The sequence below is a fragment of the Mesorhizobium norvegicum genome, from assembly GCF_004919685.1.
Lineage (GTDB): Bacteria > Pseudomonadota > Alphaproteobacteria > Rhizobiales > Rhizobiaceae > Mesorhizobium > Mesorhizobium norvegicum.
On sequence record NZ_SMYZ01000054.1, the window covers coordinates 101594 to 127625 of the forward strand.

The window sequence follows — 26032 nt, forward strand, 5'->3', positions numbered from 1 at the left end:
CGGGATCATGCACTAAGCCGCGGCCGAACCCGCCGCCTCCGCTTCGTGCGAACGGATGCCGATCATGTGGCAAACGGCGAAGACAAGGTCGGCCCGGTTCATCGTGTAGAAGTGGAAATCGCCGACACCGCGCTCGACCAGGTCCATGACCTGTTCGGCGGCCACCGCCGACGCCACCAGCGCATGCGTCTGCGGGTCCCGGTCAAGGCCCTCGAACCGTTCCGCCAGCCAGCCCGGCACATGCGCGCCCGCCCTCGCGGAAAAATTCGCGACCTGCTTGAAACTGTGAACCGGCTGGATACCCGGCACGATGGGGATGTAGATGCCGGCGCGGCGGACGCGCTCGACATAGCGCTCGTAGAGATCGTTGTCGAAGAAGAACTGGGTGATGGCGCGCGTCGCGCCATTGTCGACCTTGCGTTTCAGCATCTCGATGTCGGTGGCAAAATCGGGGCTTTGCGGATGCTTTTCCGGATAAGCCGCGACGGAGATGTCGAAATCCGCGATTGCCTTAAGCCCGGCGACCAGCTCCGCGCCATTCTCGTAGCCGCCGGGATGCGGCCGATAGGGTTCGCCGACGCCGGAAGCCGGGTCGCCGCGCAGCGCCACGAACCGGTTGATGCCGATCGACTTGTAATCCTGGATGACCGCGTTGACCTCGTCGCGCGTTGCACCGACGCAGGTCAGATGCGCCGCGGCGGGAATAGCGGTTTCCGTCAGGATGCGCTTTACAGTGCGCGCGGTGCGCTCCCGCGTCGAGCCGCCGGCGCCGTAGGTCACCGAGACGAATTTCGGCTTCAGCGGCTCCAGCCTTGTGACCGTCTCCCACAGCCTTGCTTCCATCTCGTCCGTCTTCGGCGGGAAGAATTCAAAGGAAACCCGGACCTTGTCACCGATGTCTGGGCGGCGGGAAAAGCGGAACTGGTTCATCAGGCGATTTCCCTTATCTGCCTTGTGTCGTTGGAAGGATCGGCGATCAGCAGGCGCCGATCGCGGCCAAGCCAGAGTTTCACTGTGAGCCTGGCCTCGTTGCCGCCGCGTGGTTCGAATTCCTGGCTGTCTTCGAGATCGAGGCCGGCTTCCGAAAGCCAGTCGGCGATCTGCCGGTCGGAAAAGCCGAGCCGCATATGCGCGTGCTCGTCGCGCAGGAATTCCAGCGCATGCGGCGCGAAGTCGACGATGACCAGCCGCCCCGCCGGACGCAAAAGCCGCGCCGCCTCGCGGATGGCGCGGGCGGGATCGTCGAGATAGTGCAGCACCTGATGGATGGTGACGAGATCGAAGGCATCGCGCTCGACCGGCGGCGCGAAGATGTCGCCCTGCCGCACCTGCGCGTTCGAAACGCCGGCCTTGTCGAGATTGGCGCGCGCCACGGTCAGCATCTCGCGCGACATGTCGATGCCGACGCCGCGCCGATAGAGCGGCGAGAAGATTTCGAGCAGCCGCCCGGTGCCGGTGCCGAGATCGAGCATCGACTGAAACGGCCGCTTGCCGACCAGCTTCAACATCGCGGCCTCGACGGCGCGGTCCGGCACATGCAGCGAGCGGATATGGTCCCAGCTTGCCGCATTGACGGAAAAATACTCGACCGCCCGGTCCTGCCGCTTGCGCTTGACCGAGGCCAGGCGCTCGAGATCGCGCTCGACCTGCGGATCGGCACCGCGAATGCCGGAAACCAGCCCCATGACGAAGTCCCGCGCGGAATCCGCGTCCGACAGGCGGAAGAAGGCCCACGACCCTTCCTGGTAGCGGCCGATCAAACCGGCCTCCAGCAAGAGCTTCAGGTGTCGCGAAACGCGCGGCTGCGACTGGCCGAGAATTTCGGTAAGATCGGAAACGGTGAGGTCGCCGCGCGACAACAGTGCCAGTATGCGCAGCCGGCTGGATTCGGCCGCCGCCTTCAATGTATCCACCATGGTGTCGAGCGAGACATGCATCAGCGTATTCTCTTTGAAAAGATATAAACATATGTTTATGTCGATTTTCAAAACCTTGCAAGCGCTATGTCGCTTCCGGACAAGAAAATGGCGCATGCGTGATCTCTCGGTGCATCCGGCCCAAAAGTGGGCCCAGGTTTTGGGACAACGACATGCACGAACAAAAAGATGCGAGATGAGAGCAGGATGACCGAAACGCGTGAGATGTTCGAGGAGCGCGAAGGCGAGCAGAGGCTGGAGAAGGATCCGGCACTGATGCCGCCTGATGGCGGCATCGTCTTCATCGGCCGCATCGCCTCGCCATGGACGACGCGCGAAACATGCCCGAAGAACATGCGCACCGCGCGCGAGACCGGACAACCGGCAGTGCTGACAATAGACGCGCCCTATCGCCGTGGCCTGCAGGGGCTGGAGCGCGCCAGCCACGTCATCATCCTGTCCTGGCTGCATCACGCGCCGCGGACTCTGATTGTGCAGAAACCCCGCCATGCGGCTGAAGCAAAAGGTGTATTCTCGCTGCGCTCCCCTGCCCGCCCCAACCCCATCGGGCTGCACATCGCCAGGCTGATTGCCGTCGACATCGGCACCGGCCGCATCGATCTCGACGCCATCGACGTGCTCGACGGCACGCCGGTCATCGACCTAAAACCCTATTTCGCCTCGACCGACGCCATTGCCGAGGCGACCATCGAAGGGCGCGACGAGCCCGATCGGATCCGGCGATGACAGCGCCGACCGGCCGCCGCCGCGCCATCGCCAAGGCGCTGACCGCACTTCTACCGCTGGCGCCCTATGCCGACATGGAGAAGATCCGCACCGACGCCGGCGCGGTTCACATGAAGACCCTGCCGCCGGGCATCGCCGTGTGGCTGGCGGCCATTGCCCATATCCGCCACATGCACACCGACTACGAAAAACTTCTGGCCGAAGGCTACGACCGCGACTCGGCGCGTTTCTTCGTCATCGAGCAGACCAACATCGTGCTCACCCGCTGGCGCGCGACACGCCTGCTCGACGCCGACGACGATGAGGAATGAACGCCGCTACTTCCGTGTGAGCACGGCGACCGCATTGTAGGGCTGGCCGTCGGCCTGGCCGACCCAGATCCACGACAGATTTCCCTTGAAAAACCTGACGGTGATGTTGCCGCCGTCGATGCACTTGTCCTGACCGTAAGTGATGCTCTCGTGGTATTCCGCCGAAATATCGTCCCTGGACGTCTGCGACAGGGAGCCGCCGCAGCCGAGCGACGGATAGTCGATCGACGCGCCGCCATCGTTGATCGTCATGGCTATCGGCCAGTCGGCCCCGGCATCGCCGGCCGGGCTCTGGTGGCCGCTGCCGACCCAAGTGCCGCTCAGCGACGGCACATTCACCACGCAAGGCAGGTTCTGGAAGATCGGCGTCAATTCGCTGCCGGTTTTCTCGCAGCGATAGGTCTGGCCGCTCTGGCACAATTCCTCGCCTTCGCGCGCGCACTGGGCGCTGGCTTCGCCCGCGGCGGCAAACATCATCATGGCTGCTACGACGGCCCCAAACCTGCCCATCTTCCCCTCCCGTTCAGACCTGGAATGATAAGGCAATTCCAATCCAATGTATCGGCCAGATCATCATCGAGGACGAACAGCGCCGGGCGGGTGGCTCTATGCCTTCTGCCCGGCGCCGATAGCCTGCTGATCCGCCCTGGTTGGAGAAGGCACCGATGAGCCAGACGATAGCAACGCCCGATGCGAAGCCACTGCCTGCACTTGGCGCCCTCCACATCGACCCGCATTCCTACCCCGAGGGCGTCGCTTTCCTCGACGGCCAGTACCTGCCGATGTCGCAAGCCAAGATCTCGGTGCTGGATTGGGGTTTTCTGCATTCCGACGCCACCTACGACACCGTGCATGTCTGGAACGGCCGCTTCTTCCGCCTCGACCTGCATCTCGACCGTTTCTTCGGCGGGCTGGAAAAGCTGCGCATGACCATTCCCTTCGACCGCGACGGCGTGACCGAAATCCTGCACAATTGCGTGGCTCTATCCGGCCATCGCGCCGCCTATGTCGAAATGCTGTGCACGCGCGGCGCCTCGCCGACCTTCAGCCGCGACCCGCGCCAGGCGGTCAACCGCTTCATGGCGTTCGCCGTGCCGTTCGGCTCGGTCGCCAATGCCGAACAATTGCAGCGCGGCCTGCGTGTCGCCATCAGCGACAAGGTGCGCATTCCGCCGGCCTCGATCGATCCGGCGATCAAGAACTACCACTGGCTCGACCTGGTGCGCGGTCTCTACGACGCCTATGACCGCGGCGCCGAGACCGCGTTGATTCTCGACTTCAACGGCAATGTCGCCGAAGGTCCGGGCTTCAACGTCTTCTGCGTCAAGGATGGCAAACTGTCGACGCCGGCTATTGGCGTGCTGCCCGGCATCACCCGCCGCACTGTCTTTGACCTGTGCGCCGAAGAAGGTCTTGCGGCAACCGCCACCGATGTCAGTGTCGCTGCATTGCGCGAGGCAGACGAGGTTTTCATCACCTCGACCGCCGGCGGCATCATGCCGGTGACGGAGATCGACAGCGCCCGGATCGCCGATGGGAATGTCGGTCCGGTCACCAGCCGCCTGATGGCGCTCTATTGGCAAAAGCACGACGACCCGGTCTGGTCGAGTTCGGTGAGTTATCCCTGATCAATCAGGCGCCGTGTTCAAAAAGATTCCCCCTCGCCTCTGGAAAATCACGGGTTAGGCCGTATATGCCTGAAAGCGGAGAAGCCTCCGCTTTCACCCGAAATCACGCCCGCAGGGGCAAGGACTCCACATCATGACAAACAAGGTTTGGTTCATCACCGGATCGTCGAAGGGCTTTGGCCGCGTCTGGGCCGAGGCAGCACTCGCGCGTGGCGACCGCGTTGCCGCGACCGCCCGCGACGCCGGCACGCTCGCCGATATCGTCGAGAAATATGGCGACAACGTCGCCGCGATAAAGCTCGACGTCACCGACAAGAAAGCCGTCGATGCCGCTGTCGCCGAGGCGCACAAGCGCTTTGGCCGGATCGACGTCGTCATCAACAATGCCGGCTATGGCCATTTCGGCGCCATCGAGGAGGTCAGCGAACAGGAAGCCCGCGACCAGATCGAAACCAATGTCTTCGGCGCGCTCTGGGTCACGCAGGCCGCGCTGCCGATCATGCGGGCGCAGCGGTCCGGCCACATCATCCAGATCTCGTCGATCGGCGGCGTCAATGCCTTTGCCTCGCTCGGCCTCTACCACGCTTCGAAATGGGCGCTGGAGGCTTTCAGCCAGTCGCTGAGCATCGAGGTCGCGGAATTCGGCATCCATGTGACGCTGGTCGAGCCGGGTGGCTTCTCCACGGACTGGGCCGGTCCGTCGGCCAAAATCTCCCAACCGATCGAGGCCTACGCGCCAGCCCGCGCCAAGATGGCCGAGCGCCGTGCCAATTCGGTCGCCGGCGATCCCGAGGCCACCGGGCCGGCCATGCTGGCCATTGTCGATGCGGCCAAGCCACCGCTCCGGGTGTTCTTCGGTGACGGCGGCCTGCCGATGATACGCCAGGAATATGCCAACCGTCTCGCCACCTGGGACAAGTGGGACCACGTGTCCATCATGGCGCAAGGCGCGAAGAAAAACCGCAAGGGCTAACGCTTGGCAGCTTTGCTACGCCGCCTCATGAGGCGGCGTAGCTCTCCCTACCCTTGGCTGTATGAGAACCCGCAGCTATGCCGTGTAGATCCACTGCTCCGGCACCCGCACCGAAATCTCTTCGCCGACGCTGATCGTTCCCGGTTTTTCGACCCAGGCGACGACGCCACGCAGCCGCTTCGCCGCTTTCGGGAACAGCAGCGCGCCGGCTTCGACGTCGGCCATCCCGGCATGTTCGGCGATCGACCGGCCGGCGATGCGGCAAGGTCCGTTCTGCGCGTCGACCTTGATGGTCACGCCACCCTTGAAGAACAGCAGCGTGCCGGACGGCAGCATGGAGAGGTTCGGCACCCCTTCGATCACCAGATTGGCGCCGATCCACTCCGGCCTGATCTCGTCCAGGCCCATTCTTTCCGCAACGATGGCCAGTTCGTCTGCTGCCACAACAGACAATTGCCGCTCGTTGCGCATTTCGGTGCCGCGCGGATACCAGGGCTCGCGCCCGCCGGAGCGCCGTGTCGATCCTGCATGGAAATCGCCTGATATGCCGTCGAAACCCAGCCGCAATTCGTCCACCGGGCGCGTCTGAAAATGATCCGCTGGCGCCATGTAAAGCGCTGCCGCCTTGGCGGCAAGCTTTCGCGCGGGGATGATTTCAACAGGCTTTTCAGCCTCGGGGAAGAGATCCAGCATGGCTTTATTCCTTGGATGATGCCGCTTGGTTTTGCCCTTCGGCCGGCAAGGCCGCAAGAGCGGTTTGGGCCAAAACGCGCAACTCTTCGACCGAAGCACCGTCCCGCGCCTGGATCGACATGCCGTTCATGACGCCAGCGAGGTATTTGGCGAAGCCGTCGACCGGGAGGTCCGCCGGCAGGTCGCCCACCACCCTGCCCCTGGCCAGCCGATCTGCGATCGCCGCTTCACTCGCCTTGCGATAGGTTCTGAGTTCATCGGCAATGGCTTGCGCCTGTGGCGAGGCTGCCAGCGCGCCGCTGACGAACAGACAGCCACCGGGCTTGCCGGGCCTGGAATATGCTTCCGCCGCACCGAGCAGCAACCGCCGGATCGCCTCCCGCGTCGATACCGGCGCGCTCAGCGCCTCCAGCGCAAACCCAATCTCGGTTTCGTGGTAGCGCGTCAGCGCCTTGCGGAACAAAGTCTCCTTGTCGGTGAAGGCGTTGTAGATCTGCGGCGGCGTCAGCCCCATCGCCTCGCGCAGCATGGCCAGCGACGTCGCCTCATAGCCATGCTCCCAGAACAGATGCATGGCCGCATTCAGCGCCCGGTCGGGGTCGAAGGCGCGCGGTCGGCCGCCGCGAGGCTTTTCCGAATTATCCATAGCGATCGATACGAAACCTATTGACTCGTCTTCTCCATATAACGTACCAATCGATACGAAACATGGCAAGCCGGAAGACATGTCAGTCGGAGGTCCCATGGAGAACCAGCAAAATGGAGAGCCAAATGCCAATAACCGTGACCGCGCCGGAAGGTATACTGACCCCGGCAGGAGAGCGCGAGATCCTGCCGCGTCTCAGTGCCGCCCTCATCGAGGCCTCCGGCGCCACCGGCAATTCGTTCTTCACCGCAATCGTCGGCGGCACGGTCCACATCTTGCCGCCTCACCACGTCTATGCAGGCGGCGCCAATCGGCCTGTCGTCATGGTGGAATTGAAGTTGCCCAACATCGGACTCGGCTCGGTCGAAGCCCGCAAGACCTTCATCACCGCAGCCGCCGGGATTGTCGCCGAACTCTGCGTGCCGGGGCACCGGCCTGAGAACACCTGGATCAACATCGTCAATGCGCCCGACGGCGGTTGGGGCATCGGTGACAGACAATATACGGGCGACGCGCTTATCGCCGCCGCCACCGCAGCCGCGCACTGATCTGGCAATGAACCGGAAAAGACCGATGCGGCTCTCCCCTTCGCTGTTCTTCACCACCAATTGCGAGCCGGCACTGGCCTTCTACGAGCAGTGCGGCCTCGGCCGGGGAACGATCCTGCTGCGCTGGGGAGACAACGACATGCCGGTGCGAACCGAAGCCATGCGCGGAAAGGTGTTGCATGCCCGGTTCGAAGGTCCGGGTGTGCTGTTTCATGCCTCAGACAATGACGACGCCGAGCCGATGAAGGGCTCCGCCCTTTGCCTGGAGTTCGACGACCTGGCCGCCATGCAGGAGCTTTTCGGCCGCATGAGCGCAGGCGGCCGGATCACCGTGCCCCTGGCGCGGCAAGTTTGGGGAGCCAGTTTCGGCATGCTGGTCGACGCCTTCGGCGTGCAATGGATATTCGCCAGCAAATGAGATTGCGGCGCGGATCACGATCTTCTTACCTGAAATGGGAACCAGTCCCGTATTGGGGCCGCATTGCCGCCGCGCTGTACCCGCTACATGGTGACGCGGAAAAGTCTGCGGAGGATTCATCATGCATCCCGCTCCTGCAATCGCGGCGCTTTGGCTGATCTGGCTGGTGTCCTGGCTCGCGGCTGCCTTCTGGGCCGATCCGGCACAAAAGCGCGCCGGCTTGCAGGCCGAGTTACGCTACCGTGTCGTGACAGTGCTCGGGGCGATGCTGTTGTTCATCCCTGCACACGGCTATGCCGGCAGGCTTCGGCTTTGGATTCCGAACCTCCTTGAGGCGTGGACCTGCGTCGCGCTGATCGCGGTCGGCCTGGCATTCGCCTGGTGGGCCCGCCTGCATCTCGGCCGCCTCTGGTCGGGCACGGTCACAGCCAAGGCCGAGCACCATGTCGTCGACACCGGCCCCTACAGGCTGGTCCGCCACCCGATCTACACCGGATTGCTTTTGGCAATCCTGGCCACCATGGCGGCCAAAGGCACCGTCTGGGGCATCGCCGGCGCCGCGCTGGTGATCATCGGCACCGTCATCAAGGCAAAGCTCGAGGAACGCTTCCTGCGCGGCGAGCTGGGCAGCGCCTATGACGACTATGCCAGGCGCGTTCCGATGCTGGTGCCGTTCGCGCCAGCCTGACGCGACAAGATGTGTTGAGCGCCAAGGTGTGTTGAGACTCAGGTCAGGCCGGCATCACCTGAATATCGACACACCTAGAGCATCCGCAATAGCGCGCCGCCTATCGAATACCCCGCGCCAAAGGCGCAGATCAGGCCGAAATCGCCGGGCTTCATGTCGGCATGGTTTTCCGACAGCGCAACGATGGCGCCGGCGCCCGCCGTGTTGCCCAGTCGCTCCAGCACCATCGGCGCGCGATCGTGGTCGACCTCGTGGCCGAACGACAGTTTCAGGATCATCGCATTCATGCGCGCATTGGCCTGATGCAGCCAGAAGCGCCTGATCGCCTGCGGCGTCAGCCCGTGCTCGGCGAGGAATTCGACGATGAATTTTTGCCCGGCGACGGTGACTTCCTTGAACACCTTGTTGCCGACCTGCTTGATCAGGTTGCCTTCCAGATTGATCATGTAGGGATCATCCTGGGCGGTGCGGGTGTGGTAGCCCAGATTGGTGCGGATGTTGTTCGACATCTGCGTCCAGACGCGCGTATCGAGCACCTCGAAGCGCCCCGGCCGCTTGTCGCCCTTGGCCAGCCCTTCCACCACCATCGACACCGAAGCGTCGCCGAAAATGAAATGCGTCTGCCGGTCGCGGAAATTGAGGTGGCCGGTGATGATTTCCGGCGTCGTGACCAGAATGCGCTTGTGCGCGCCCGACCGCACCAGGTTGACGGCAATGTGCAGGGCCGCCGCCGCGGAAGAGCAGCCAAGCCCCATGTCGAAGCCGGCGCCCTTGGTGCCCAAAGCCTCCTGCATTTCGATGGCGATCGCCGGATAGGGCCGCTGATGATGCGAGGCCGAACAGATCACCAGGTCGATATCGGACGGCTTCAGCCCGGCATGGTCGAGGGCCTTTTTGGCCGAGGCGATGCCGAACTCGGCTTCGAGCGACAGCGCATCGTCGGGCCGTGCCGGAATGCGCGGCGCCATCCGGGTCGGATCGAGAATGCCTTCGCGCTCGATCACATGACGGGTGCGCACGCCCGAGGCGTGGACGATGAAGTCGCTATCCGATTTCGACAGCGGCGGCTCGTCGGTGCCCAGGCGGCGCGCATTCTCCGTGTCGACCCAGGTATTGAAGCTGGCGACCAGCTCTTCATTGGTGATCTTGGCTTCAGGGATTTCAACGCCGATGCCGCTGATGATGACGCGATGCATATATCCAGTCCGTCCCATCCGCAGGCGTTGCGGGCTTCATGTGGGCGCCGGAACGCTCCGGCGCAACACTTTTCTCACCGCGGCGGTTTACGCCGGCTTAAACCAAAGGTTTGGGCCGACTTAAGCCTGATTTCACCAGGCGCAGAGCTTGGTGTTGGTCTGCGGGTTGTTCCAGCAGGCGCCGTCGTCGCGGCTGCGCACAAACTGCCCCGGCAACGGCACGTTGCGGCGGCCTAGATTGACATAACCATAGGCAAAACCCGGCCCGTCGATCTCCAGGACATAGGTCGGATAGCCCGGCGCCGAGATGCGGAAGCTACCCGCATCATCGATCGCCCTGTAGCTGCATGCGAAATAACCGTCATCGCTGGTGAAGCAGCGCGCTCGCTTGGCTTCCGCCGAGATCGAGAACGCCAGAAGGGCCGCCGCGCACACGCTGCCGCCGAAAAGCATATTTTTCAATGTCATCATCCACCCCCTGGGCCATCGTGACCCCAACGCGATGAAATGCGCATGGCGGCAAAACCGGGTCAAGCGGCTGCAGCGAGCGTCGTGCAACGTGGATAATCAGGCCCGTTTGGCGACGATGAAGATGCGTGGAAAGCGCAAAAGCACCTTGCCGCTCGCCGTCTTCGGATAGGCCTTGGCGATCTTGGCCGTGTAACTGTCGAGGAACAGTGTCTTCTCGTTCGCATCGAGCGGGTCGACAAAAGGCTTCAGGCCCGTCGATTTCACCCATTCAACAATCGCCTCCGCGTCGGCAAGCGGATGGTTGTAGATGGTGTGCCAGATATCCAGCCGATCACTGAGTGGCGACAGGAGGTCATAGTAGAAGGAAACCGGCGGCAACGGCCCGCGTGCCGCGTCCTTGAGCTTTTCGGCAAACGGCATTTCGGCGGCGGTCTCCCGCATCAGGCGGTGGGAGTCCTCGCCCATATTGTCGGGCATCTGGATGGCCAGCGCGCCACCTGGGGCGAGGAAGCCCATCAGCCGCTGGAAAACCGCGGGATGCTCGGGCAGCCACTGGAACACCGCATTGGCGAAGATCACGTCGACCGGCTCCGCCGGCTGCCATTTGGAGGCATCGGCGAGATCAAAGGTGACCTCGGGCAGGCGTGCCCTCGCCTTCTCGATCATATCGGGTGAGGTGTCGAAGCCGCTCACCTGCGCATCCGGCCAGCGGCCGACAAGCAACTCGGTCGAGTTGCCAGGCCCGCAGCCGATGTCGACGACTCGGCGCGGAAAGTCGACCGGCACCTGCGCCACCAGATCCCGCGCGGGTCGCGTGCGCTCGTCTTCGAATTTCAGGTACTGGGCGGCGGACCAATCAGCCATGTGAGCTCCTCATGTCTTCTTGAGAATTCGCCGCCCGGAAAACCCCTTACCGCGTCAGCCTCTTGTAGGTCATGCGGTGCGGGTTGACGGCATCCGGCCCGAGGCGGCGGATCTTGTCCTGTTCGTAATCCTCGAAATTGCCCTCGAACCATTCGACATGGCTGTCGCCCTCGAAGGCGAGGATGTGCGTCGCCAGGCGATCGAGGAACATGCGATCGTGCGAGATGATGACGGCGCAACCGCCGAAGTTTTCCAGCGCGTCTTCGAGTGCGGCCAGCGTTTCCGTATCGAGATCGTTGGTCGGTTCGTCGAGCAGCAGCACATTGCCGCCGGTCTTCAGCATCTTGGCCAGATGGACGCGGTTGCGCTGGCCGCCGGAGAGGTTGCCGACCTTCTGCTGCTGGTCGCCGCCACGGAAATTGAACGACGCGCAATAGGCGCGCGTGTTGGCCTCGAACTTGCCGAGTTTGACCACTTCGGCGCCGCCGGAAATCTCTTCCCACACCGTCTTTGACGGATCGAGCGCATCGCGGCTCTGGTCTACATAGCCGAGTTTCACGGTTTCGCCGACGCGGACCGAGCCCGCATCCGGCTTTTCCTGGCCGGTGATCATGCGGAACAGCGTCGTCTTGCCGGCGCCGTTCGGGCCGATGACGCCGACGATGCCACCGGGCGGCAGCTTGAATTCCAGCCCGTCGATCAAAAGCGTGTCGCCAAAGCCCTTCGACAGGCCTTCCGCCTCGATCACCACATTGCCGAGCCTCTCGCCATGGGGGATGACGATCTGCGTGTCGCTCGGACGCCGCTTGTCGGCTGCATCCAAAAGGTCCTGGAACGCCTGGATACGCGCCTTGGACTTGGTCTGGCGGGCCTTCGGGCTCGACTGGATCCATTCGCGCTCGCGGCCGATGGCGCGCTGGCGGGCGTCGTCCTCGCGGCCTTCCTGCTTGAGGCGCTTGGCCTTGGCTTCGAGGTACTTGGTGTAGTTGCCCTCATAGGGAATGCCGCGGCCGCGATCGAGTTCGAGGATCCAGCCGGTGACATTGTCGAGGAAGTAGCGATCGTGGGTGATGATCATCACGGCGCCCGGATAGGCACGCAGATGCTTTTCCAGCCACGCCGTGGTTTCGGCGTCGAGATGGTTGGTCGGTTCGTCGAGCAGCAAAAGGTCGGGCTGGCGCAGCAAGAGCTGGCAGAGCGCGACGCGGCGGCGCTCGCCGCCCGAAAGCTTGGTGACTTCCGAATCCTTGGGCGGGCAGCCCAGCGCTTCCATCGCCATCTCGACCTGCTGTTCGAGATCCCAGAGGTTGAGCCGGTCCATCTCGTCCTGGAGCTTGGCCGACTCGTCGGCCGTCTCGTCGGAATAGTTCATCATCAATTCGTTGTAGCGCTCGATGATGGCAGTCTTGGCGGCGACGCCTTCCATGATGTTTTCGAACACGGTCTTGTCCGGATCGAGCGTCGGCTCCTGCGCCAGGTAGCCGACGGTGGCGCCTTCGGCCAGCCACGCTTCCCCGTTCCACTCCTTGTCGAGCCCGGCCATGATCTTGAGGATCGTCGACTTGCCCGAACCGTTGGGGCCGAGGATGCCGATCTTGGCGTCGGGATAGAAGGAGAGATGGACATTCTCGAGCACCTTCTTGGTGCCATAGGCCTTGTTGAGGCCGGCCATGTGATAGATGAACTGGCGTGCCACGCGCGCTTTCCCTGAAAAAACTGACTGGCCCAGAAAAACTGACTGGATTTGTCGAATTGAATGGAGGTTGGCCGCTATGTAGGCGATGCGGCGGCGAACGGCAATCGCTTTTGCCGTATCTGGTCGGTCACACGCGGAAGTGTCCGCCGAACCGGAACGTTTTCCATCGGTCCCGCCGCGTTGAAAGCACCGGTTAACCCTTCCGCGTCAAAACAAGATCGGTGGAATCGCTGATTTGCTGCGATTTCAGGAGAAAGATCGGATCGACGGCATTGCTGAACAGTTTCCTGCTCCTTGCCGAAGCGGTCGTCTACTTCAGCGTCATGGTGACGCTTTTCCGCTTCAGGCAGCGTATCGGCCTCGGCGTCTTCGTCTGCGCGCTCGGCGTGATGCACTTCCTGGAGACCTATCTCGCCAGCGTTTTTTACGTCGCCTTGCCGTTCGGCATGGTCTCGCCGGGCTCGGCGGTGCTGTTTTCCGGCAAGCTGGTCATGCTTTTGCTGCTCTATATGAAGGAGGATGCTGCCACAGTGCGTCAGCCGATCTACGGCCTGCTGCTCGGCAATGCGCTGATGATTGGGCTGGTGCTGCTGCTGCGTCTGCACACCATCGCGGCACTTCCCGACGGCAGGCTCCCAGACATCGGCTTCATCGACCAGATGGGCTGGCTGATGGTGTGGGGTACGACGCTGCTGTTCGTCGACGCCATCCTGATCATCCTGCTCTATGAAAAGCTCGGGCGCACCCTGCGCAAGGCGCCGTTCGCGCGCATCCTGATTTCGGTCGCTTGCGTGCTGACCTTCGACCAGGCGGGATTCTTCACCGCGCTGCATTTCGTCGCCGGCGCGCCGATCGCGGTCTTTTTCGGCGGCTGGTTTGCCAAGATGGCCGCCGCGCTGATCTTCAGCACCATGCTTGTCGCCTATCTCAAATGGTTCGAGGAGCGCCAGATCGCGGCGCCGCGCGGGCTGACCGATATCTTCGATACGCTGACCTATCGCGAACGCTACGAAGCGCTGGTCGAACATGTCGGCCGCGACGGCTTGACCGGCCTGCTGCATCGCGGGCGCTTCGACGCCGACGGTGAAGCCGCCGTCCAGACCAGCCTGCGCACTGCCAGGCCGCTCAGCCTGCTGATCATCGATGTCGACCATTTCAAGTCGATCAACGACCGTTTCGGCCATGCCGAAGGCGACAAGGTGCTGAAAGCGATTGCGGCCCTGCTTGGCGAATCGGCAAGCGCCGAAGACCAGGTGTTCCGCATCGGCGGCGAGGAATTCGCCATCCTCAGTTCGCGTCCGCACCCGGTCGCCAGGCTGTTTGGCGAAAGCATCCGCCACGCGGTCAAGGGCTCGGCCGCCACCAGCCGCTTCGAGCTCACCGTCAGTGCCGGCGTTTCCAGCGTCAGCGAAACGACGCGCTGCCTTGCCGACCTGTTCGCGCTTGCCGACCAGCGCCTCTACAAAGCGAAATCGACCGGGCGCGATCGCGTCGTCGGCGAGCCGGGCGGCCACGAAGCCGACGCAGCGGTTGCCTGGACAAAGTCCGCACAGATCTAGGTCTGTCGTTACGACTTCTTCTGCCGTCGAAGGCCCGTCACGGTGGAAACCGCCATCAGCGCGATCGCCAGCCATTTCAGCGCCGTGATGATCGGCCCGGCCTGGATATCGTAGGCAATGAACAGCAGGATACCCGGCACCAGCAGGCCGCATAGGATCAGCATGATGCGATTGATCTGCCAGGACACTTTTGACGCCAACGCCTCGTCGCCGGGCGCGGGAACAAGTGCTGCCCGCACCGCCTTGCTGGCCACCAGCGTGGCCGAGAGACGCATCGAGATCGGCAGGCCGAGCCCGATGATCAGGAAAGCACAGGCCGCCAGCAGCAGCGAAAACTTCAGCGCGCTGGTTTCCGCCGGTATGGGAAACAGCAGCGTCGCCAGCGGCAGGAAGACACCGAAAATGCCGATCGCCGCAATAATGATGAAAATCACCGCATTGACGATGGTGAACAGCTGGTAGGTGCCGACACCGATCGGTTCGGAGAGCGTTCGCATGCGTGCCCACTCGGCGTCGGTATAGGAAAAGCCCGGCCATTCCATGCGGGCATCGTTTATCGAGACCATGCCCTTGGCCCAGAAAGCCAGCCGCGCCAGCGCGCTGCCCGTCATGCCATCCATTGCCGCCCCCGCCGAAATGATGCGCGGGCAGCATAGCATCAGGACGCGGCAACGCGACAGTCCGGTGTCTGCGTCCTGCCAGCGCCTGCTGGAACCCGCCCGTACTTACTGGAACCCGATCGCGTCGACGGTGCCTGTCGGGCAACCGGCCTTGTTGGTCGGCACCGAAGCCAGCAGCAGATCCTTGAGCGAGCTGTTGGGGCCGATCGGACCGGCGAGGCCGAGCGTCAGTTCGCCGATCAGCCGCCTGCCGCTCGACGGATCGATGACGCAGGAAACGCGCACGCGGTCCCCTGCTCCCGCCCCGAAGGCAGTGTCGAAGGCGCCGCGGATCTGGTCCGCCGTCAGCTTGCCACCGATGTTCTTGGCAAAGAGATCACGCACCGGCGAGCTGTTCACCGCGCGCATCAGGTTGAGCGCATCGGAGAAATAGTCCTGCTGGCTCTTGCCGTAGCAAGTGCCGTGCTTGATCCATTCATGCCGTTCGAGCTTGGAAGCTGTCCCCGGCATCACCTGATCGAGTTCCGTGCGGGTGTTGGCGTCCAGGTTGACGGGCGGCAGGTCTTTCCAGTGGGCCGGATTGTCATTGGCCTTGTCGCCTGCCGTCGCCTGGCAATAGAAATTGCCGTTCGGCTGCGGCCACAGGCCGTGCAAGGTGAAATGCGTGGCATCGAAATCACCAGCACTCTGCGCCTTGCATTCCGTCTTGCTCGACTTGGTCTCGCAGAAGGCCGGCTGCCAGCTCAGCGCGAAGACGTATTCGGGTTTTCCCGATGCCGCCGGCTTGCCCTGCCCGCCCGGTGCGGCCGGCACGGTCGCGGCGCTGCTACCCGAAACATGGCCGCAGGTGACCTTCACCCAGCGGCGCTCCGGATCGGCGCCCGGCACCAGGATGAGGTAATGCGTCGGCGCATCCTTGTTGCCGGCAAGCAGTTGGTAGCTCTGCCCGGCATCGGTCGAGACATTGCCGGGATTCTTGCCGTTCTTGATGGCTTGCGTCGCCGGACAGGCAGCGTCGGCAACGAAAGTGCCGCTCATCTTGACGTCGGCACGCGCCGCCCCGGCCAGCGACGCCGCCAACATGGCCAATCCGAAAACAACAGCAATGCGCATAGGGAATCCCCGGCTGAAAGAAGTGGGCGACAGACTGAAGCTGTCTCCATGTCAGAATTGCGATATTTTGCTGGCCAAGCGCAAGAAACATCGTCGCGGAAAAGCCGGCTTTGCCAATTGACGCACAACCGGCGTCGGCGCAAACAAAGCCGGCGCCACGATGGCCAGAGCCTGGAGACCGAGCGGCATGTCATTCAGCCAGCAGCGCGTGGTTGCCTCGCCGACCGGTGCCGATCTCAATCTTTTCGTCAGGCAAGCCGATGGCCGGGCACGTGCCGTCGTCCAGATCAATCACGGCCTGGCCGAGCACGCCGCGCGCTATGCCCGTTTCGCCGATTTTCTTGGCTCCCGCGGCTTCCACGTCTATGTCCACGATCATCGCGGCCATGGCGCGACCAAGGCCCCCGACGCGCCGCTCGGCAGGTTCGCCGACAGGGATGGCCACGCCAAGGTGATCGCCGACGTCGACGCCATCCATGATCTCATCGCCGCGGAGCAGCCGAACCGGCCGGTCATCCTGTTTGGCCATTCGATGGGTGCCTCGGTGGCGCTGAACTACCTGTTGCGCCACTCGCCGCGCGTCCATGCCGCCGCGATCTGGAACTGCAATTTTTCGCAAGGCCTGCTCGGACAGGTGGCGCTCGGCATCCTTGCCTGGGAACGGATGCGGCTCGGCTCCGACGTACCATCGCTCCTGTTGCCGAAACTCACCTTCCAGGCCTGGGGCAAGGCGGTGCCCAACCACCGCACATTGTTCGACTGGCTGTCGCGCGACGAGGCCGAAGTGGCGAAATACATCGCCGATCCGCTCTGCGGCTGGGACGCTTCGGTGTCGATGTGGCGCGACGTCGTCGGCATGGCGCTGAATGGTGGCAAGGATGCCGGCTTTGCCGGCATCCGGCGCGACCTCCCCGTCAGCATCGTTGGCGGCGAAAAGGATCCGGCCTCGGATTACGGCAAGGGTATCACCCATCTCGCCAATCGCATGCGCAAGATGGGCTTTTCGAATCTCGTTTCAAAGGTTTACGCCGACACCCGCCACGAAAGCCTGAACGAGGTGAATCGCGACATCATCATGGGTGATTTCGCGGCTTGGGCCGACGATATCCTGAAAGCGTGACGGATTGGCCTATCGCAAGAGCCGTGACAGCCGTTGCAGGGCTTGATAGAGGCTCTGCTTTCGCTGCAATCGAGGTGATTGCAGCAACCACGGTGATCTATGGCTGAGCCCCCGCTGAAAGGCGTCCGCGTCGTCGAACTCGCCCGCATCCTTGCCGGGCCATGGGCCGGGCAGTTGCTTGCCGATCTCGGCGCCGATGTCATCAAGGTCGAGAGCCCCGATGGCGGCGACGACACCCGCAAATGGGGCCCGCCCTTCGTCATGGGCAAGGACGGCGAGAACCTGTCGGCCGCCTATTACCACTCCTGCAACCGCGGCAAGCGCTCCATCGCCATCGATTTCTCGACGCCGGAAGGCGCTGAGACCGTGCGCCGGCTGGTCGCGACTTCGGACGTGCTGATCGAGAACTTCAAGCTCGGCGGCCTGAAGAAATACGGCCTCGACTATGACAGCCTGCGCAAGACCAACCCCCGCCTCGTCTACTGCTCGATCACCGGCTTCGGCCAGGATGGTCCGTATGCGCCACGCGCCGGCTACGACTTCATCATCCAGGCCATGGCCGGCATGATGTCGATCACCGGCGAGGTTGGCCGCGAGCCGCAAAAGGCCGGCGTCGCCATCTCGGACATCTTCACCGGCCTCTATTCGGTCATCGCCATCCAGGCAGCACTGCGTCATGCCGAGCAGACCGGCGACGGCCAGCACATCGACATGGCGCTCTTCGACACCCAGATCTCGGCCCTCGGCAACCAGAACCTCAACTACCTCGTCTCTGGCAAGTCGCCCGTGCAGATGGGCAATGCGCATATGAACATCGCCCCGTACGAGGTGGTGCCGGTCAGGGATGGGCACATCATCCTGGCGGTCGGCAATGACGGCCAGTTCACCAAATTCTGCGCTGCCGTTGGGCTGGACGATTTGCCTGCAAATCCCGACTTCGCCACCAACCCTGCCCGGGTCGCCAATCGGGTCAAGCTGCGCGAGCACATGATCGAGGCGCTGAAGGTTTTCGACCGCGATCCGTTGCTGGCAAAGCTGGAAGCGGCCGGCGTGCCGGCGAGCCCGATCAACACGATCGGCCAGATGTTCGCCGATCCGCAGACCATCGCGCGCGGCATGCGGCTCGATCTCGACGACGGCCATGGCAATCTTCTGCCTTCGGTGCGTGCGCCGATGGTGATGTCTGGCACACCGCTGGTCTATGAGCGCCCCTCGCCACGCCTGGGCGAGCACACGCAAGAAATCCTTGCCGAACTGGAGAAGTCTGGACAATGAAGACCGGCGGACAACTGATCGTCGACGCGCTCGAAGCCAACGGCACCGACCGCATCTATTGCGTGCCCGGTGAATCCTATCTGGCGGTGCTCGACGCGCTGCACGATTCAGCGATCCGCACCATCGTCTGCCGCCAGGAAGGTGGTGCCGCCATGATGGCCGATTGCCACGGCCGCCTGACCGGCAAGCCCGGCATCTGCTTCGTCACCCGCGGCCCCGGCGCCACCAACGCCTCTGCCGGCATCCACATCGCCATGCAGGATTCGATACCCGTCATCCTGTTCATCGGCCAGGTCGCCAGCCACGCCAAGGAGCGCGAGGCTTTTCAGGAGGTGGATTACAAGAGGTTCTTTGGCGATATCGCCAAATGGGTGGTCGAAATCGACGACGCCTCGCGCATCCCGGAATTCGTCACCCGCGCCTTCGCGGTGGCGACATCGGGCCGCCCCGGCCCGGTTGTCATCTCGCTGCCGGAAGACATGCTGACAAGCATCGTCGAAGCGCCCATCGCCTTGCCGCACACGCCGGTCGAAACCCGGCCGGGCGAAGCCGAGCTCGACACGCTGGAGAAACTGCTCGGCAAGGCCAAGCGGCCTTTCGTCATCCTCGGCGGCACGCGTTGGGATGCCGAGGCGGTGGCGCGGATGCGCACGATCGCCGAGGCGTGGTCGCTGCCGGTCGGCTGTTCCTTCCGCCGCCAGATGCTGTTCGATCATCTGCATCCGAACTATGCCGGCGATGTCGGCATCGGCATCAACCCGAAGCTGGCGACAGCGATCAAGCAGGCCGATCTGGTGCTGCTGATCGGTGGCCGCATGGGCGAAATGCCGTCTTCCGACTACACGCTGCTGAAAAGCCCCTACCCCGACCAGACGCTGGTCCATATCCATGCCGACGCCGGGGAACTCGGCCGCGTCTACCGGCCGACACTGGCGATCAACGCCTCGCCTTCCGCCTTCATCGAAGCTTTCGCCAAGCGCAAGCCGGCCGCCGCACCCGTCTGGGCAGCCGAGACGCCAAAGCTGCATGCCGCCTATCTCGACTGGTCGACACCGCCGGAAAGCGGCCCCGGCTCGGTCCAGATGGGGCCGATCATGAACTACCTGGAAAAGATGCTGCCCGACGACGCCATCCTCACCAACGGTGCCGGCAACTACGCCACCTGGGTGCATCGTTTCCACCGCTTCCGCCGCTTTGCCACGCAGGCCGCGCCGACCTCAGGCTCGATGGGCTATGGCACGCCGGCGGCAGTCGCCGCCAAAGAACTGTTTCCGGACCGCACCGTGGTCGCTTTCGCCGGCGACGGCTGCTTCCTAATGAACGGGCAGGAGTTTGCCACCGCCGTGCAATATGACCTGCCGATCGTCGTCGTCGTCGTCAACAACGGCATCTACGGCACCATTCGCATGCATCAGGAGCGCGAATATCCCGGCCGTGTTGTGGCTACGGATCTCAAGAACCCCGATTTTGCGGCCCTCGCCCGCGCCTATGGCGGCCATGGCGAAACGGTCGAGAAGACGGCGGATTTCGCTGCCGCCTTCGAACGTGCCCGCGCCAGCGGCAAGCCGGCGATCGTCGAGATCCGGCTCGACCCCGAAGCGATCACGCCGACCAAGACGATGACCCAGATACGCGACAAGGCGTAGCTCCAAAAAAGGGCGGTCGCCCGCCCCTTTCTGTCAACGCGGCTTGCGCTATTTCGCCGCCTCGATCTGGCCGCGAATCTCGCCGTCCTTGTTGGCCGCCGTGTGCACGTTGACATAGTCCTTGCCGGCCATCAGGTCGGCGGCCTGCGCATCGGTCAGCACAGCCGAACCCTTGATCGGGCTCTTGAGCTTGCCCTTGAACGGGATCGCCACTCCGGCGTTCTCGCCAATCGCGGCTGGGCCGTGAATGTGTCCTCCCGTGGCCGGCCCGCTCAGGCCGGAATATTTGACGTTCCAGCTGAGCTTCTTCTTGACCGTGTCGAAGGTGAGAGCGGCCGTTCCCTTGCCTTTCGTGGTCACCGGCGGGTTCTGCTGGCCGCCGTCGAGCGTTGCCGTCAGCTTCACCGTCTCGGCCAGGGCCGGTGAAGCCATGAGGAAGGACGCCGAGATGGCCAGTGCCGAAAGCATTGGTGCCAAGGATTGGATACGCATGAGAATCTCCGTTTGACGAGCAACATCCTCCGCGGCTCCCCGGCGCACGGATGCACCGACACAACGGTTGTGAGAGCAGAAGGCTCCGCCCGGTAACGCTTATGTGCAAACGGAGCCGCAGACGACCCGGTTACGGTTCAGACCGCCGCCAGCGCCTGCGTCAGGTCGGCGATCAGATCGTCCGGGTGCTCGACGCCGATCGACAGCCTGACCGTGGTCTCCAGCACGCCGATGCGTTGGCGAACCTCGAAGGGAATGCCCGAATGCGTCATGGCTGCCGGGTGACTGGCCAGCGATTCCGTTCCGCCGAGGCTTACCGCCAGCTTGAAGATCTGCAGGTTGTTGAGGAAGGCGAAAGCCGCCTTCTCCCCGCCCCTGATATCGAAGGAGAAGGTCGAGCCGGCGCCACTGCATTGCGCCCTGTAGGCGCGGCCCGCCGGCGTATCCTCGCCCAGGAACGGCAGGTAATGCACTTTCTCGACCTTGGCATGATCGCGCAGGAATTCGGCGACCAGGCGCGCATTGTCGTTGGCCCGCTCCATGCGGATCGACAGCGTCTCCAGCGAGCGGCCGAGCATCCAGCAGGAATGCGGGTCGAGTTGCGTGCCGATCGCGCCGCGCAACGCCTTGATCGGCTTGGTGACCGCCTTGCTGCCCATGGCGGCGCCCGCGATCAGGTCGGAGTGGCCGCCGACATATTTGGTCAGCGAATAGACGGACACATCGGCGCCGTGTTCGATCGGCCGCTGGAACACCGGGCCGAGCAATGTGTTGTCGCAGACGACGATCGGCGTCGACCCTTGGGCCGCACCGATCTCGTCGGCGATCTTCCGCATCAGCGCGATGTCGACTAGGCTGTTGGTCGGATTTGACGGCGTCTCGATCAGGATGACCGAGACGCGGCCCTTCGCGACGGCCGCGTCGGCGGCCGTGCGCACCGCCGTCTCGTCGACGCCGTCCGCGAAACCGACGGCGCCGATGCCGAAACCGGAAAGCGTGCGCGTCAAAAGCGTCTCCGTGCCGCCGTACAGCGGCTGCGAATGCAGGATGACGTCGCCCGGGCGGGCGTAGGCGAGCAGTGTCGTGGCGATCGCCGACATGCCTGATGAAAACAGGATGCAGGCATCCGTCCCCTCATAGATCGCCAGCCGGTCCTCGACGATCTCGCTGTTGGGATGGTTGAAGCGCGAGTAGACCAGGCCGGACGCCGTGCCGCTCGGCGGCTCCTTGCGGCCGGACGTGTAATCGAAGAAGTCGCGTCCCTCTTCCGCCGACTTGAACACGAAGGTCGAGGTCAGGAACACCGGTGGCTTGACCGCGCCCTCCGAAAGCTGCGGATCGAAGCCATAGCTCAGCATCAGCGTCTCGGGGTGGAGCTTATGGTTGCCGATATGGGTTTTCGACGGGCGTGGCGCGGTCATGGCTTTTCCTGCTTTTGAAAGAGTGTCGCACGGCAATTTATGCGATCCTCAGCGCGCAGTCCTTGCTATTTTCAGGCTCGCATGGCTGCATCCTCGCAATGAATTGCCTGGGGCGGCCAAAAATGCAGCAGAAGATAGCCGACGATTTCGACCGCAAGATCCTGCGTGAGCTGCAGGCCGACGCCCGCATCACCAACAACGAGCTTGCCGAGCGGATCGGCCTTTCGCCGTCGCCCTGCCTGAGGCGGGTGCGGCGGCTGGAGGAGACCGGCGTTATCAGAGGCTACACCACGCTGGTCGACCCGGCCGCCTTCGGCTGGAGCATGGTCGCCATCGCCACCATCCGGCTCAGCCGCCAGAACGAAGACGAGATCGTGATGTTCGAGGACGCGATCCGCGGCTGGGAAGAGGTGCTGGAATGCCACCTCGTCACCGGTTCGCGCGACTATGTGCTGAAGGTGGTGACGGGAAACCTCGAGCAATACGAGCGCTTCATCAAGGAAAAGATCGCGCGGCTGAAATGCGTCGCCTCGATCGAGACCAGCTTCGTCATGAACACCATAAAGGAACGGCGCCTCTAGCATTTTTGCCAGAGGCGCCGTTTCGAGATCGAGATGTTGCCGACTAGAGCAATTCCAGGAAAAGTATGAAACGGTTTTCCGTCCGGAATTGCGTCAAAACAAGGAGTTAGAGCGGTTCACCGTTTCCGTGAAACGGTGAACTGCTCTAGGCTTACTTGACCGCCTTGTCGGTGATGGCGGTGGTGTAGGCGCCGGTCGGCTCCTTGGTGATGATCTTCTGGTCGAGCAGCGCCTTGGCGGTGCGCTCGTAGGTGGCCGGGTCGAGCTTGCCGTCGGCATTGTCGATCAGCTTGGCCACTTCGCTCATCATGCGCTTCTGGTGGTTCTCGTCCTGGCCGCCGCCGTCCATGACGATGCCTGCGGCTTCGTCATTGTTGTCGATGGCGTATTTCCAGCCCTTCATCGAGGCGCGCACGAAACGCACCATCTTGTCTTCGAAGGCCGGATCCTTGAGCTTGTCTTCGGACGCATAGAGCCCGTCCTCGAGCAGGTCGTTGCCCATCGCCGAGTAGTTGAACACGGTCAGCTGTTCCGGCTTGTAGCCGGCGTCGATCAGCTGCCAGTACTCGTTGTAGGTCATCACCGAGATGCAGTCCGCCTGCTTCTGGATCAGCGGCTGCACGTCGAAGCTCTGCTTCAAGACGGTGACGCCATCGGCGCCGCCTTCGGTCTTCAGGCCGAGCTTGTTCATCCAGGCGTAGAACGGATATTCGTTGCCGAAGAACCAGACGCCGAGCGTGTGGCCCTTGAAGTCGGCTTCGGTCTTGATCGGGCCGTCCTTCGGACAGACCAGCTCCATGCCGGCCTTCTTGAACGGCTGAGCGATGTTGACCAGCGGCACGCCCTTTTCGCGGGCGGCCAGCGCACCGCCCATCCAGTCGACGATGACATCGGCGCCGCCGCCGGCGATCACCTGCTCGGGCGCGATGTCGGGACCGCCCGGCTTGATGTCGACGTCGAGACCCTCGGCCTCATAGAAACCCTTGGCCTTGGCGACATAGTAGCCGGCAAACTGGGCCTGCGTGACCCATTTCAGCTGCAACGTCACCTTGTCGGCGGCCATTGCCTGGAACGCGGCCAGCGACATCGCGCCGGCCAGAACAGGAATAACAAGTCTTTTCATGTTTTTACCCTCTGAAGTTAGTGCCCTTAAACCCACCGCCCCTATCCACCACGGACAGAGGGATGCCAAAACGTGACGGCTCTTTCGACAAGAGCGACCACGCCATAAAAGACCGAACCCGCAAGTGCTGCAACTGCGATTTCGGCCCAGACCATGTCGATGTTCATCCGCCCGACCTCGGTCGAGATGCGGAAGCCCATGCCGACGACAGGCGTGCCGAAGAACTCGGCAACGATGGCGCCGATCAGCGCCAGCGTCGAGTTGATCTTCAGCGCGTTGAAGATGAAGGGGGCGGCGGCCGGCAGCCTGAGCTTCAGCAGCGTCTGCCAATAGCCCGACGCGTAGGTGCGCATCAGATCGCGCTCCATATGGCCGGAGGCGGCAAGGCCGGCAACCGTGTTCACCAGCATCGGGAAGAAGGTCATGATGATGACCACCGCCGCCTTGGACTGCCAGTCGAAGCCGAACCACATGACCATGATCGGCGCCACGCCGATGATCGGCAACGCCGAGACCATGTTGCCGATCGGCAGCAGGCCGCGGCGCAGGAACGGCACGCGGTCGGCCGCGATTGCCACGAGGAAGCCTGTGCCACTGCCGACGACATAGCCGAAGATCACCGCCTTGAAGATGGTCTGGCGGACATCGGCGCCCAGCACCGGCAGCGAACTGGCGATGCGCGCGCCGATGGCACTTGGCGGCGGCAACAGGATGAAGGGGATGCCGGCGCCACGCGTCACCGCCTCCCAGATGATCAAGATCCAGGCGCCGAAGATGGCCGGGATGATCAGGCGCAGCGCAGTAGATGCCAAACGCGAAAGTGGGCGCTGTTCCGACAAGATCGCCACACAGCGCCAAGCAAGCAGCCAGGCTGAAGCGAGCACCAAGTAATAGCCAGGTCCCGCTGTGCCCTCATGACCCCGAATACCGCCAAGCAGGAGGACCGCCGCGCCGTGGGCGCAGACAAAGCACAGAGCCGCCTCCCACAACTTAAGAAGACGACCTGAAAACCATGCGGGAAGAGTAACAAGCGCGATCGCAAGCCCGCCGGAAAAGCCGCTGTAGGGCCAAGCCAAGCCTGGTACGCCGACATTAGTAACAAAAACGACTATCGGGAAAATCACCAACAAAAAGGCCAGGCTTGCCTGCCAACTGTACATGGGAGCCTTCATGCCGGCCTCCCGCCCATGGCGCGGTCGACGATGCGCCCGGCAATGCCGACCACCATCACCAGCAGCGCCGCCACCACCGAACCGGCGACCAGCGCCGACCAGATGTCGATGGACTGGCTGTAATAGGCACCAGCCAAGAGCTTCGCGCCGATGCCGGCGACAGCGCCGGTCGGCAGTTCGCCGACGATGGCGCCGACCAGGCTCGCCGCCACCGCTACTTTCATCGACGTGAACAGGAATGGCACCGAGGCAGGCACGCGCAATTTCCAGAAGGTCTGCGCACGACTGGCATTGTAGGTGTGCATCAGGTCGAGATGCATGATCTCGGGCGAGCGCAGCCCCTTCACCATGCCCACCGTCACTGGGAAGAACGACAGATAGGTCGAGATCATCGCCTTCGGGACCAGGCCGGTGATGCCGACCGCCGCCAGCACGACGATGATCATCGGCGCTACCGCCAGGATGGGGATGGTCTGCGAGGCGATGATCCACGGCATCAGGCTGCGGTCGAGCGTCGCCACATGCACGATGCCGACAGCAATGATGATGCCGAGCGCCGTGCCGAAAGCAAAGCCGAGCAGCGTCGACGACAGCGTCACCCAGGCATTGTAGACGAGGCTGCGGTTCGAGGTGACGGGCCGAAGGAAGGTGTTTTCAAAAAAATTCACCGCCACCTGATGCGGCGCCGGCAGCGTCGGCTTCGGCTGCGCCAGCGTCTTGCCGATGAATTCGCTCAAAGTATGTGTTTCGCCGGCGCGGCGGTCGAGATCGCGCTGGAACGGCGTGTTGAGGATGACGGCCATGACATACCAGAGGACGACCACGCCGGCGAGGATCGAGGTCACCGGGATGAGTTTGTCGCGGAAGGTGTCCATCAGCGGGCCTCGCCGGACAGGCGTGCGTTCTGCGCAACGCGAGCGACCCACCACGCCTTCGTCATCCTAGGGCGAAGCAAGGAGCGAAGCGACGCGGCGTAGACCCTAGGATCCATGCCGTTACATTCCCGCTCCGCAACGGTGCGGAGCATAGCTCCCTGCGCATCGCTCAGCTTGGCGGGTATTCTCAGCCGCTTGCACCCTTCGGTAGGCGTCACGGCATGGATCCTAGGGTCTGCG

At 63.2% G+C, this 26032-nt stretch carries 29 protein-coding genes; 13 read left to right on the forward strand and 16 right to left on the reverse strand.

Annotated elements, in window-relative coordinates; all coding sequences use genetic code 11:
* Positions 1–12: 12 nt before the first annotated feature.
* The gene (metF, locus tag FCU66_RS22545; RefSeq protein ID WP_136618192.1) at positions 13–930 is read right to left on the reverse strand and encodes a methylenetetrahydrofolate reductase [NAD(P)H]; all 918 of its coding nucleotides are present in this window, start codon (positions 928–930) and stop codon (positions 13–15) included.
* On the reverse strand, positions 930–1937 hold the full coding sequence (locus FCU66_RS22550; protein ID WP_136618191.1) for an ArsR/SmtB family transcription factor: 1008 nt from the start codon (positions 1935–1937) through the stop codon (positions 930–932). The genes metF and FCU66_RS22550 overlap by 1 nt, the downstream gene beginning before the upstream one ends.
* Before the next feature lie 186 nt (positions 1938–2123).
* On the opposite strand from FCU66_RS22550, the gene tsaA reads away from it, so the two are divergent.
* Together tsaA and FCU66_RS22560 are read left to right on the forward strand one after the other, a co-directional pair.
* A complete protein-coding gene (gene tsaA / locus FCU66_RS22555; protein WP_136618190.1) occupies positions 2124–2663 on the forward strand; it encodes a tRNA (N6-threonylcarbamoyladenosine(37)-N6)-methyltransferase TrmO in 540 nt (179 codons plus the stop codon).
* Positions 2660–2974 (forward strand): DUF2293 domain-containing protein, encoded by a 315-nt coding sequence (locus FCU66_RS22560; RefSeq protein ID WP_136618189.1) that lies wholly within the window; start codon positions 2660–2662, stop codon positions 2972–2974. The genes tsaA and FCU66_RS22560 overlap by 4 nt, the downstream gene beginning before the upstream one ends.
* Before the next feature lie 6 nt (positions 2975–2980).
* Here the strand turns inward: FCU66_RS22560 and FCU66_RS22565 are convergent, their stop codons facing one another.
* The gene (locus tag FCU66_RS22565) at positions 2981–3484 is read right to left on the reverse strand and encodes a hypothetical protein (RefSeq protein WP_136618188.1); all 504 of its coding nucleotides are present in this window, start codon (positions 3482–3484) and stop codon (positions 2981–2983) included.
* 155 nt (positions 3485–3639) lie between these two features.
* On the opposite strand from FCU66_RS22565, the gene FCU66_RS22570 reads away from it, so the two are divergent.
* Both FCU66_RS22570 and FCU66_RS22575 read left to right on the forward strand, forming a co-directional pair.
* A complete protein-coding gene (locus FCU66_RS22570) occupies positions 3640–4602 on the forward strand; it encodes a D-amino acid aminotransferase (protein ID WP_136618187.1) in 963 nt (320 codons plus the stop codon).
* 133 nt (positions 4603–4735) lie between these two features.
* Complete coding sequence (locus FCU66_RS22575; RefSeq protein WP_136618186.1) at positions 4736–5575, forward strand: SDR family oxidoreductase; 840 nt, start codon at positions 4736–4738, stop codon at positions 5573–5575.
* Between the two features lie 75 nt (positions 5576–5650).
* Here FCU66_RS22575 and FCU66_RS22580 read toward each other — a convergent pair whose 3' ends face one another.
* Both FCU66_RS22580 and FCU66_RS22585 read right to left on the reverse strand, forming a co-directional pair.
* A complete protein-coding gene (locus tag FCU66_RS22580) occupies positions 5651–6268 on the reverse strand; it encodes an MOSC domain-containing protein (RefSeq protein ID WP_136618185.1) in 618 nt (205 codons plus the stop codon).
* Between the two features lie 4 nt (positions 6269–6272).
* Positions 6273–6914, reverse strand: coding sequence for a TetR/AcrR family transcriptional regulator (locus FCU66_RS22585; protein ID WP_136618184.1), 642 nt, complete (start codon positions 6912–6914; stop codon positions 6273–6275).
* 125 nt (positions 6915–7039) lie between these two features.
* Between FCU66_RS22585 and FCU66_RS22590 the strand changes: the two genes are divergently transcribed.
* The 3 genes from FCU66_RS22590 to FCU66_RS22600 all read left to right on the forward strand — a co-directional run bounded on the left by FCU66_RS22590 (position 7040) and on the right by FCU66_RS22600 (position 8568).
* Positions 7040–7462 (forward strand): tautomerase family protein, encoded by a 423-nt coding sequence (locus FCU66_RS22590; RefSeq protein ID WP_136618183.1) that lies wholly within the window; start codon positions 7040–7042, stop codon positions 7460–7462.
* A 25-nt stretch (positions 7463–7487) separates the two neighbouring features.
* Complete coding sequence (locus FCU66_RS22595; RefSeq protein ID WP_136618182.1) at positions 7488–7880, forward strand: VOC family protein; 393 nt, start codon at positions 7488–7490, stop codon at positions 7878–7880.
* Between the two features lie 121 nt (positions 7881–8001).
* Positions 8002–8568 (forward strand): methyltransferase family protein, encoded by a 567-nt coding sequence (locus tag FCU66_RS22600; protein ID WP_136618181.1) that lies wholly within the window; start codon positions 8002–8004, stop codon positions 8566–8568.
* A gap of 74 nt (positions 8569–8642) precedes the next feature.
* On the opposite strand, the gene FCU66_RS22605 is transcribed toward FCU66_RS22600, so the two are convergent.
* The 4 genes from FCU66_RS22605 to ettA form a co-directional block, all read right to left on the reverse strand.
* On the reverse strand, positions 8643–9764 hold the full coding sequence (locus tag FCU66_RS22605; RefSeq protein WP_136618180.1) for a beta-ketoacyl-ACP synthase III: 1122 nt from the start codon (positions 9762–9764) through the stop codon (positions 8643–8645).
* A gap of 132 nt (positions 9765–9896) precedes the next feature.
* A complete protein-coding gene (locus FCU66_RS22610) occupies positions 9897–10232 on the reverse strand; it encodes a hypothetical protein (RefSeq protein ID WP_136618179.1) in 336 nt (111 codons plus the stop codon).
* Between the two features lie 99 nt (positions 10233–10331).
* The gene (tam, locus tag FCU66_RS22615; RefSeq protein ID WP_136618178.1) at positions 10332–11099 is read right to left on the reverse strand and encodes a trans-aconitate 2-methyltransferase; all 768 of its coding nucleotides are present in this window, start codon (positions 11097–11099) and stop codon (positions 10332–10334) included.
* A gap of 46 nt (positions 11100–11145) precedes the next feature.
* Positions 11146–12795, reverse strand: coding sequence for an energy-dependent translational throttle protein EttA (ettA, locus tag FCU66_RS22620; RefSeq protein ID WP_136618177.1), 1650 nt, complete (start codon positions 12793–12795; stop codon positions 11146–11148).
* Between the two features lie 272 nt (positions 12796–13067).
* Here ettA and FCU66_RS22625 point away from each other — a divergent pair, with 272 nt between their 5' ends.
* A complete protein-coding gene (locus FCU66_RS22625) occupies positions 13068–14354 on the forward strand; it encodes a GGDEF domain-containing protein (protein ID WP_136618176.1) in 1287 nt (428 codons plus the stop codon).
* 8 nt (positions 14355–14362) lie between these two features.
* On the opposite strand, the gene FCU66_RS22630 is transcribed toward FCU66_RS22625, so the two are convergent.
* Positions 14363–14974 (reverse strand): hypothetical protein, encoded by a 612-nt coding sequence (locus tag FCU66_RS22630; RefSeq protein ID WP_136618175.1) that lies wholly within the window; start codon positions 14972–14974, stop codon positions 14363–14365.
* 105 nt (positions 14975–15079) lie between these two features.
* A complete protein-coding gene (locus FCU66_RS22635; RefSeq protein WP_136618174.1) occupies positions 15080–16087 on the reverse strand; it encodes a ribonuclease T2 family protein in 1008 nt (335 codons plus the stop codon).
* Between FCU66_RS22635 and FCU66_RS41240 the strand changes: the two genes are divergently transcribed.
* The 4 genes from FCU66_RS41240 (at position 16056) to FCU66_RS22650 (ending at position 20128) form a co-directional block, all read left to right on the forward strand.
* Positions 16056–16208, forward strand: a complete 153-nt coding sequence (locus tag FCU66_RS41240; RefSeq protein WP_168991884.1) for a hypothetical protein — start codon at positions 16056–16058, stop codon at positions 16206–16208. The genes FCU66_RS22635 and FCU66_RS41240 overlap by 32 nt on opposite strands.
* A gap of 66 nt (positions 16209–16274) precedes the next feature.
* Positions 16275–17207, forward strand: coding sequence for an alpha/beta fold hydrolase (locus tag FCU66_RS22640; protein ID WP_136618173.1), 933 nt, complete (start codon positions 16275–16277; stop codon positions 17205–17207).
* 99 nt (positions 17208–17306) lie between these two features.
* Entirely contained in the window at positions 17307–18482 is a 1176-nt protein-coding gene (locus FCU66_RS22645; RefSeq protein WP_136618172.1) for a CaiB/BaiF CoA transferase family protein, read from the forward strand.
* Positions 18479–20128, forward strand: coding sequence for a thiamine pyrophosphate-binding protein (locus FCU66_RS22650; RefSeq protein WP_136618171.1), 1650 nt, complete (start codon positions 18479–18481; stop codon positions 20126–20128). Before FCU66_RS22645 ends, FCU66_RS22650 begins: the two co-directional genes overlap by 4 nt.
* Before the next feature lie 48 nt (positions 20129–20176).
* On the opposite strand, the gene FCU66_RS22655 is transcribed toward FCU66_RS22650, so the two are convergent.
* On the reverse strand, positions 20177–20620 hold the full coding sequence (locus FCU66_RS22655; protein ID WP_136618170.1) for a CHRD domain-containing protein: 444 nt from the start codon (positions 20618–20620) through the stop codon (positions 20177–20179).
* 137 nt (positions 20621–20757) lie between these two features.
* Entirely contained in the window at positions 20758–22041 is a 1284-nt protein-coding gene (locus FCU66_RS22660; RefSeq protein WP_136618169.1) for a cystathionine gamma-synthase family protein, read from the reverse strand.
* Between the two features lie 122 nt (positions 22042–22163).
* On the opposite strand from FCU66_RS22660, the gene FCU66_RS22665 reads away from it, so the two are divergent.
* Positions 22164–22622, forward strand: coding sequence for an Lrp/AsnC family transcriptional regulator (locus FCU66_RS22665; RefSeq protein ID WP_126069589.1), 459 nt, complete (start codon positions 22164–22166; stop codon positions 22620–22622).
* A gap of 151 nt (positions 22623–22773) precedes the next feature.
* On the opposite strand, the gene FCU66_RS22670 is transcribed toward FCU66_RS22665, so the two are convergent.
* Genes FCU66_RS22670 through FCU66_RS22680 form a run of 3 tightly spaced genes read right to left on the reverse strand, consistent with a single transcriptional unit; the run spans position 22774 to position 25792 of the window.
* A complete protein-coding gene (locus FCU66_RS22670; protein ID WP_136618168.1) occupies positions 22774–23745 on the reverse strand; it encodes an ABC transporter substrate-binding protein in 972 nt (323 codons plus the stop codon).
* A gap of 41 nt (positions 23746–23786) precedes the next feature.
* Positions 23787–24917 carry an ABC transporter permease gene (locus FCU66_RS22675; RefSeq protein WP_136618167.1) on the reverse strand — a complete coding sequence of 377 codons (1131 nt, stop codon included), beginning with the start codon at positions 24915–24917 and terminating at the stop codon, positions 23787–23789.
* Positions 24914–25792, reverse strand: a complete 879-nt coding sequence (locus tag FCU66_RS22680) for an ABC transporter permease (RefSeq protein WP_136618166.1) — start codon at positions 25790–25792, stop codon at positions 24914–24916. The genes FCU66_RS22675 and FCU66_RS22680 overlap by 4 nt, the downstream gene beginning before the upstream one ends.
* Between the last annotated feature and the right edge of the window lie 240 nt (positions 25793–26032).

Excerpts from the sequence above, each read along its gene's own strand:
- metF (WP_136618192.1), bottom strand. The coding sequence starts at position 930 with ATGAACCAGTTCCGCTTTTCCCGCCGCCCAGACATCGGTGACAAGGTC.
- FCU66_RS22550 (WP_136618191.1), bottom strand. The coding sequence starts at position 1,937 with ATGCATGTCTCGCTCGACACCATGGTGGATACATTGAAGGCGGCGGCC.
- tsaA (WP_136618190.1), top strand. The coding sequence starts at position 2,124 with ATGACCGAAACGCGTGAGATGTTCGAGGAGCGCGAAGGCGAGCAGAGG.
- FCU66_RS22560 (WP_136618189.1), top strand. The coding sequence starts at position 2,660 with ATGACAGCGCCGACCGGCCGCCGCCGCGCCATCGCCAAGGCGCTGACC.
- FCU66_RS22565 (WP_136618188.1), bottom strand. The coding sequence starts at position 3,484 with ATGGGCAGGTTTGGGGCCGTCGTAGCAGCCATGATGATGTTTGCCGCC.
- FCU66_RS22570 (WP_136618187.1), top strand. The coding sequence starts at position 3,640 with ATGAGCCAGACGATAGCAACGCCCGATGCGAAGCCACTGCCTGCACTT.
- FCU66_RS22575 (WP_136618186.1), top strand. The coding sequence starts at position 4,736 with ATGACAAACAAGGTTTGGTTCATCACCGGATCGTCGAAGGGCTTTGGC.
- FCU66_RS22580 (WP_136618185.1), bottom strand. The coding sequence starts at position 6,268 with ATGCTGGATCTCTTCCCCGAGGCTGAAAAGCCTGTTGAAATCATCCCC.
- FCU66_RS22585 (WP_136618184.1), bottom strand. The coding sequence starts at position 6,914 with ATGGATAATTCGGAAAAGCCTCGCGGCGGCCGACCGCGCGCCTTCGAC.
- FCU66_RS22590 (WP_136618183.1), top strand. The coding sequence starts at position 7,040 with ATGCCAATAACCGTGACCGCGCCGGAAGGTATACTGACCCCGGCAGGA.
- FCU66_RS22595 (WP_136618182.1), top strand. The coding sequence starts at position 7,488 with ATGCGGCTCTCCCCTTCGCTGTTCTTCACCACCAATTGCGAGCCGGCA.
- FCU66_RS22600 (WP_136618181.1), top strand. The coding sequence starts at position 8,002 with ATGCATCCCGCTCCTGCAATCGCGGCGCTTTGGCTGATCTGGCTGGTG.
- FCU66_RS22605 (WP_136618180.1), bottom strand. The coding sequence starts at position 9,764 with ATGCATCGCGTCATCATCAGCGGCATCGGCGTTGAAATCCCTGAAGCC.
- FCU66_RS22610 (WP_136618179.1), bottom strand. The coding sequence starts at position 10,232 with ATGACATTGAAAAATATGCTTTTCGGCGGCAGCGTGTGCGCGGCGGCC.
- tam (WP_136618178.1), bottom strand. The coding sequence starts at position 11,099 with ATGGCTGATTGGTCCGCCGCCCAGTACCTGAAATTCGAAGACGAGCGC.
- FCU66_RS22630 (WP_136618175.1), bottom strand. The coding sequence starts at position 14,974 with ATGGATGGCATGACGGGCAGCGCGCTGGCGCGGCTGGCTTTCTGGGCC.
- FCU66_RS41240 (WP_168991884.1), top strand. The coding sequence starts at position 16,056 with ATGGCCAATCCGAAAACAACAGCAATGCGCATAGGGAATCCCCGGCTG.
- FCU66_RS22635 (WP_136618174.1), bottom strand. The coding sequence starts at position 16,087 with ATGCGCATTGCTGTTGTTTTCGGATTGGCCATGTTGGCGGCGTCGCTG.
- FCU66_RS22640 (WP_136618173.1), top strand. The coding sequence starts at position 16,275 with ATGTCATTCAGCCAGCAGCGCGTGGTTGCCTCGCCGACCGGTGCCGAT.
- FCU66_RS22645 (WP_136618172.1), top strand. The coding sequence starts at position 17,307 with ATGGCTGAGCCCCCGCTGAAAGGCGTCCGCGTCGTCGAACTCGCCCGC.
- FCU66_RS22650 (WP_136618171.1), top strand. The coding sequence starts at position 18,479 with ATGAAGACCGGCGGACAACTGATCGTCGACGCGCTCGAAGCCAACGGC.
- FCU66_RS22655 (WP_136618170.1), bottom strand. The coding sequence starts at position 20,620 with ATGCGTATCCAATCCTTGGCACCAATGCTTTCGGCACTGGCCATCTCG.
- FCU66_RS22660 (WP_136618169.1), bottom strand. The coding sequence starts at position 22,041 with ATGACCGCGCCACGCCCGTCGAAAACCCATATCGGCAACCATAAGCTC.
- FCU66_RS22665 (WP_126069589.1), top strand. The coding sequence starts at position 22,164 with ATGCAGCAGAAGATAGCCGACGATTTCGACCGCAAGATCCTGCGTGAG.
- FCU66_RS22670 (WP_136618168.1), bottom strand. The coding sequence starts at position 23,745 with ATGAAAAGACTTGTTATTCCTGTTCTGGCCGGCGCGATGTCGCTGGCC.
- FCU66_RS22675 (WP_136618167.1), bottom strand. The coding sequence starts at position 24,917 with ATGAAGGCTCCCATGTACAGTTGGCAGGCAAGCCTGGCCTTTTTGTTG.
- FCU66_RS22680 (WP_136618166.1), bottom strand. The coding sequence starts at position 25,792 with ATGGACACCTTCCGCGACAAACTCATCCCGGTGACCTCGATCCTCGCC.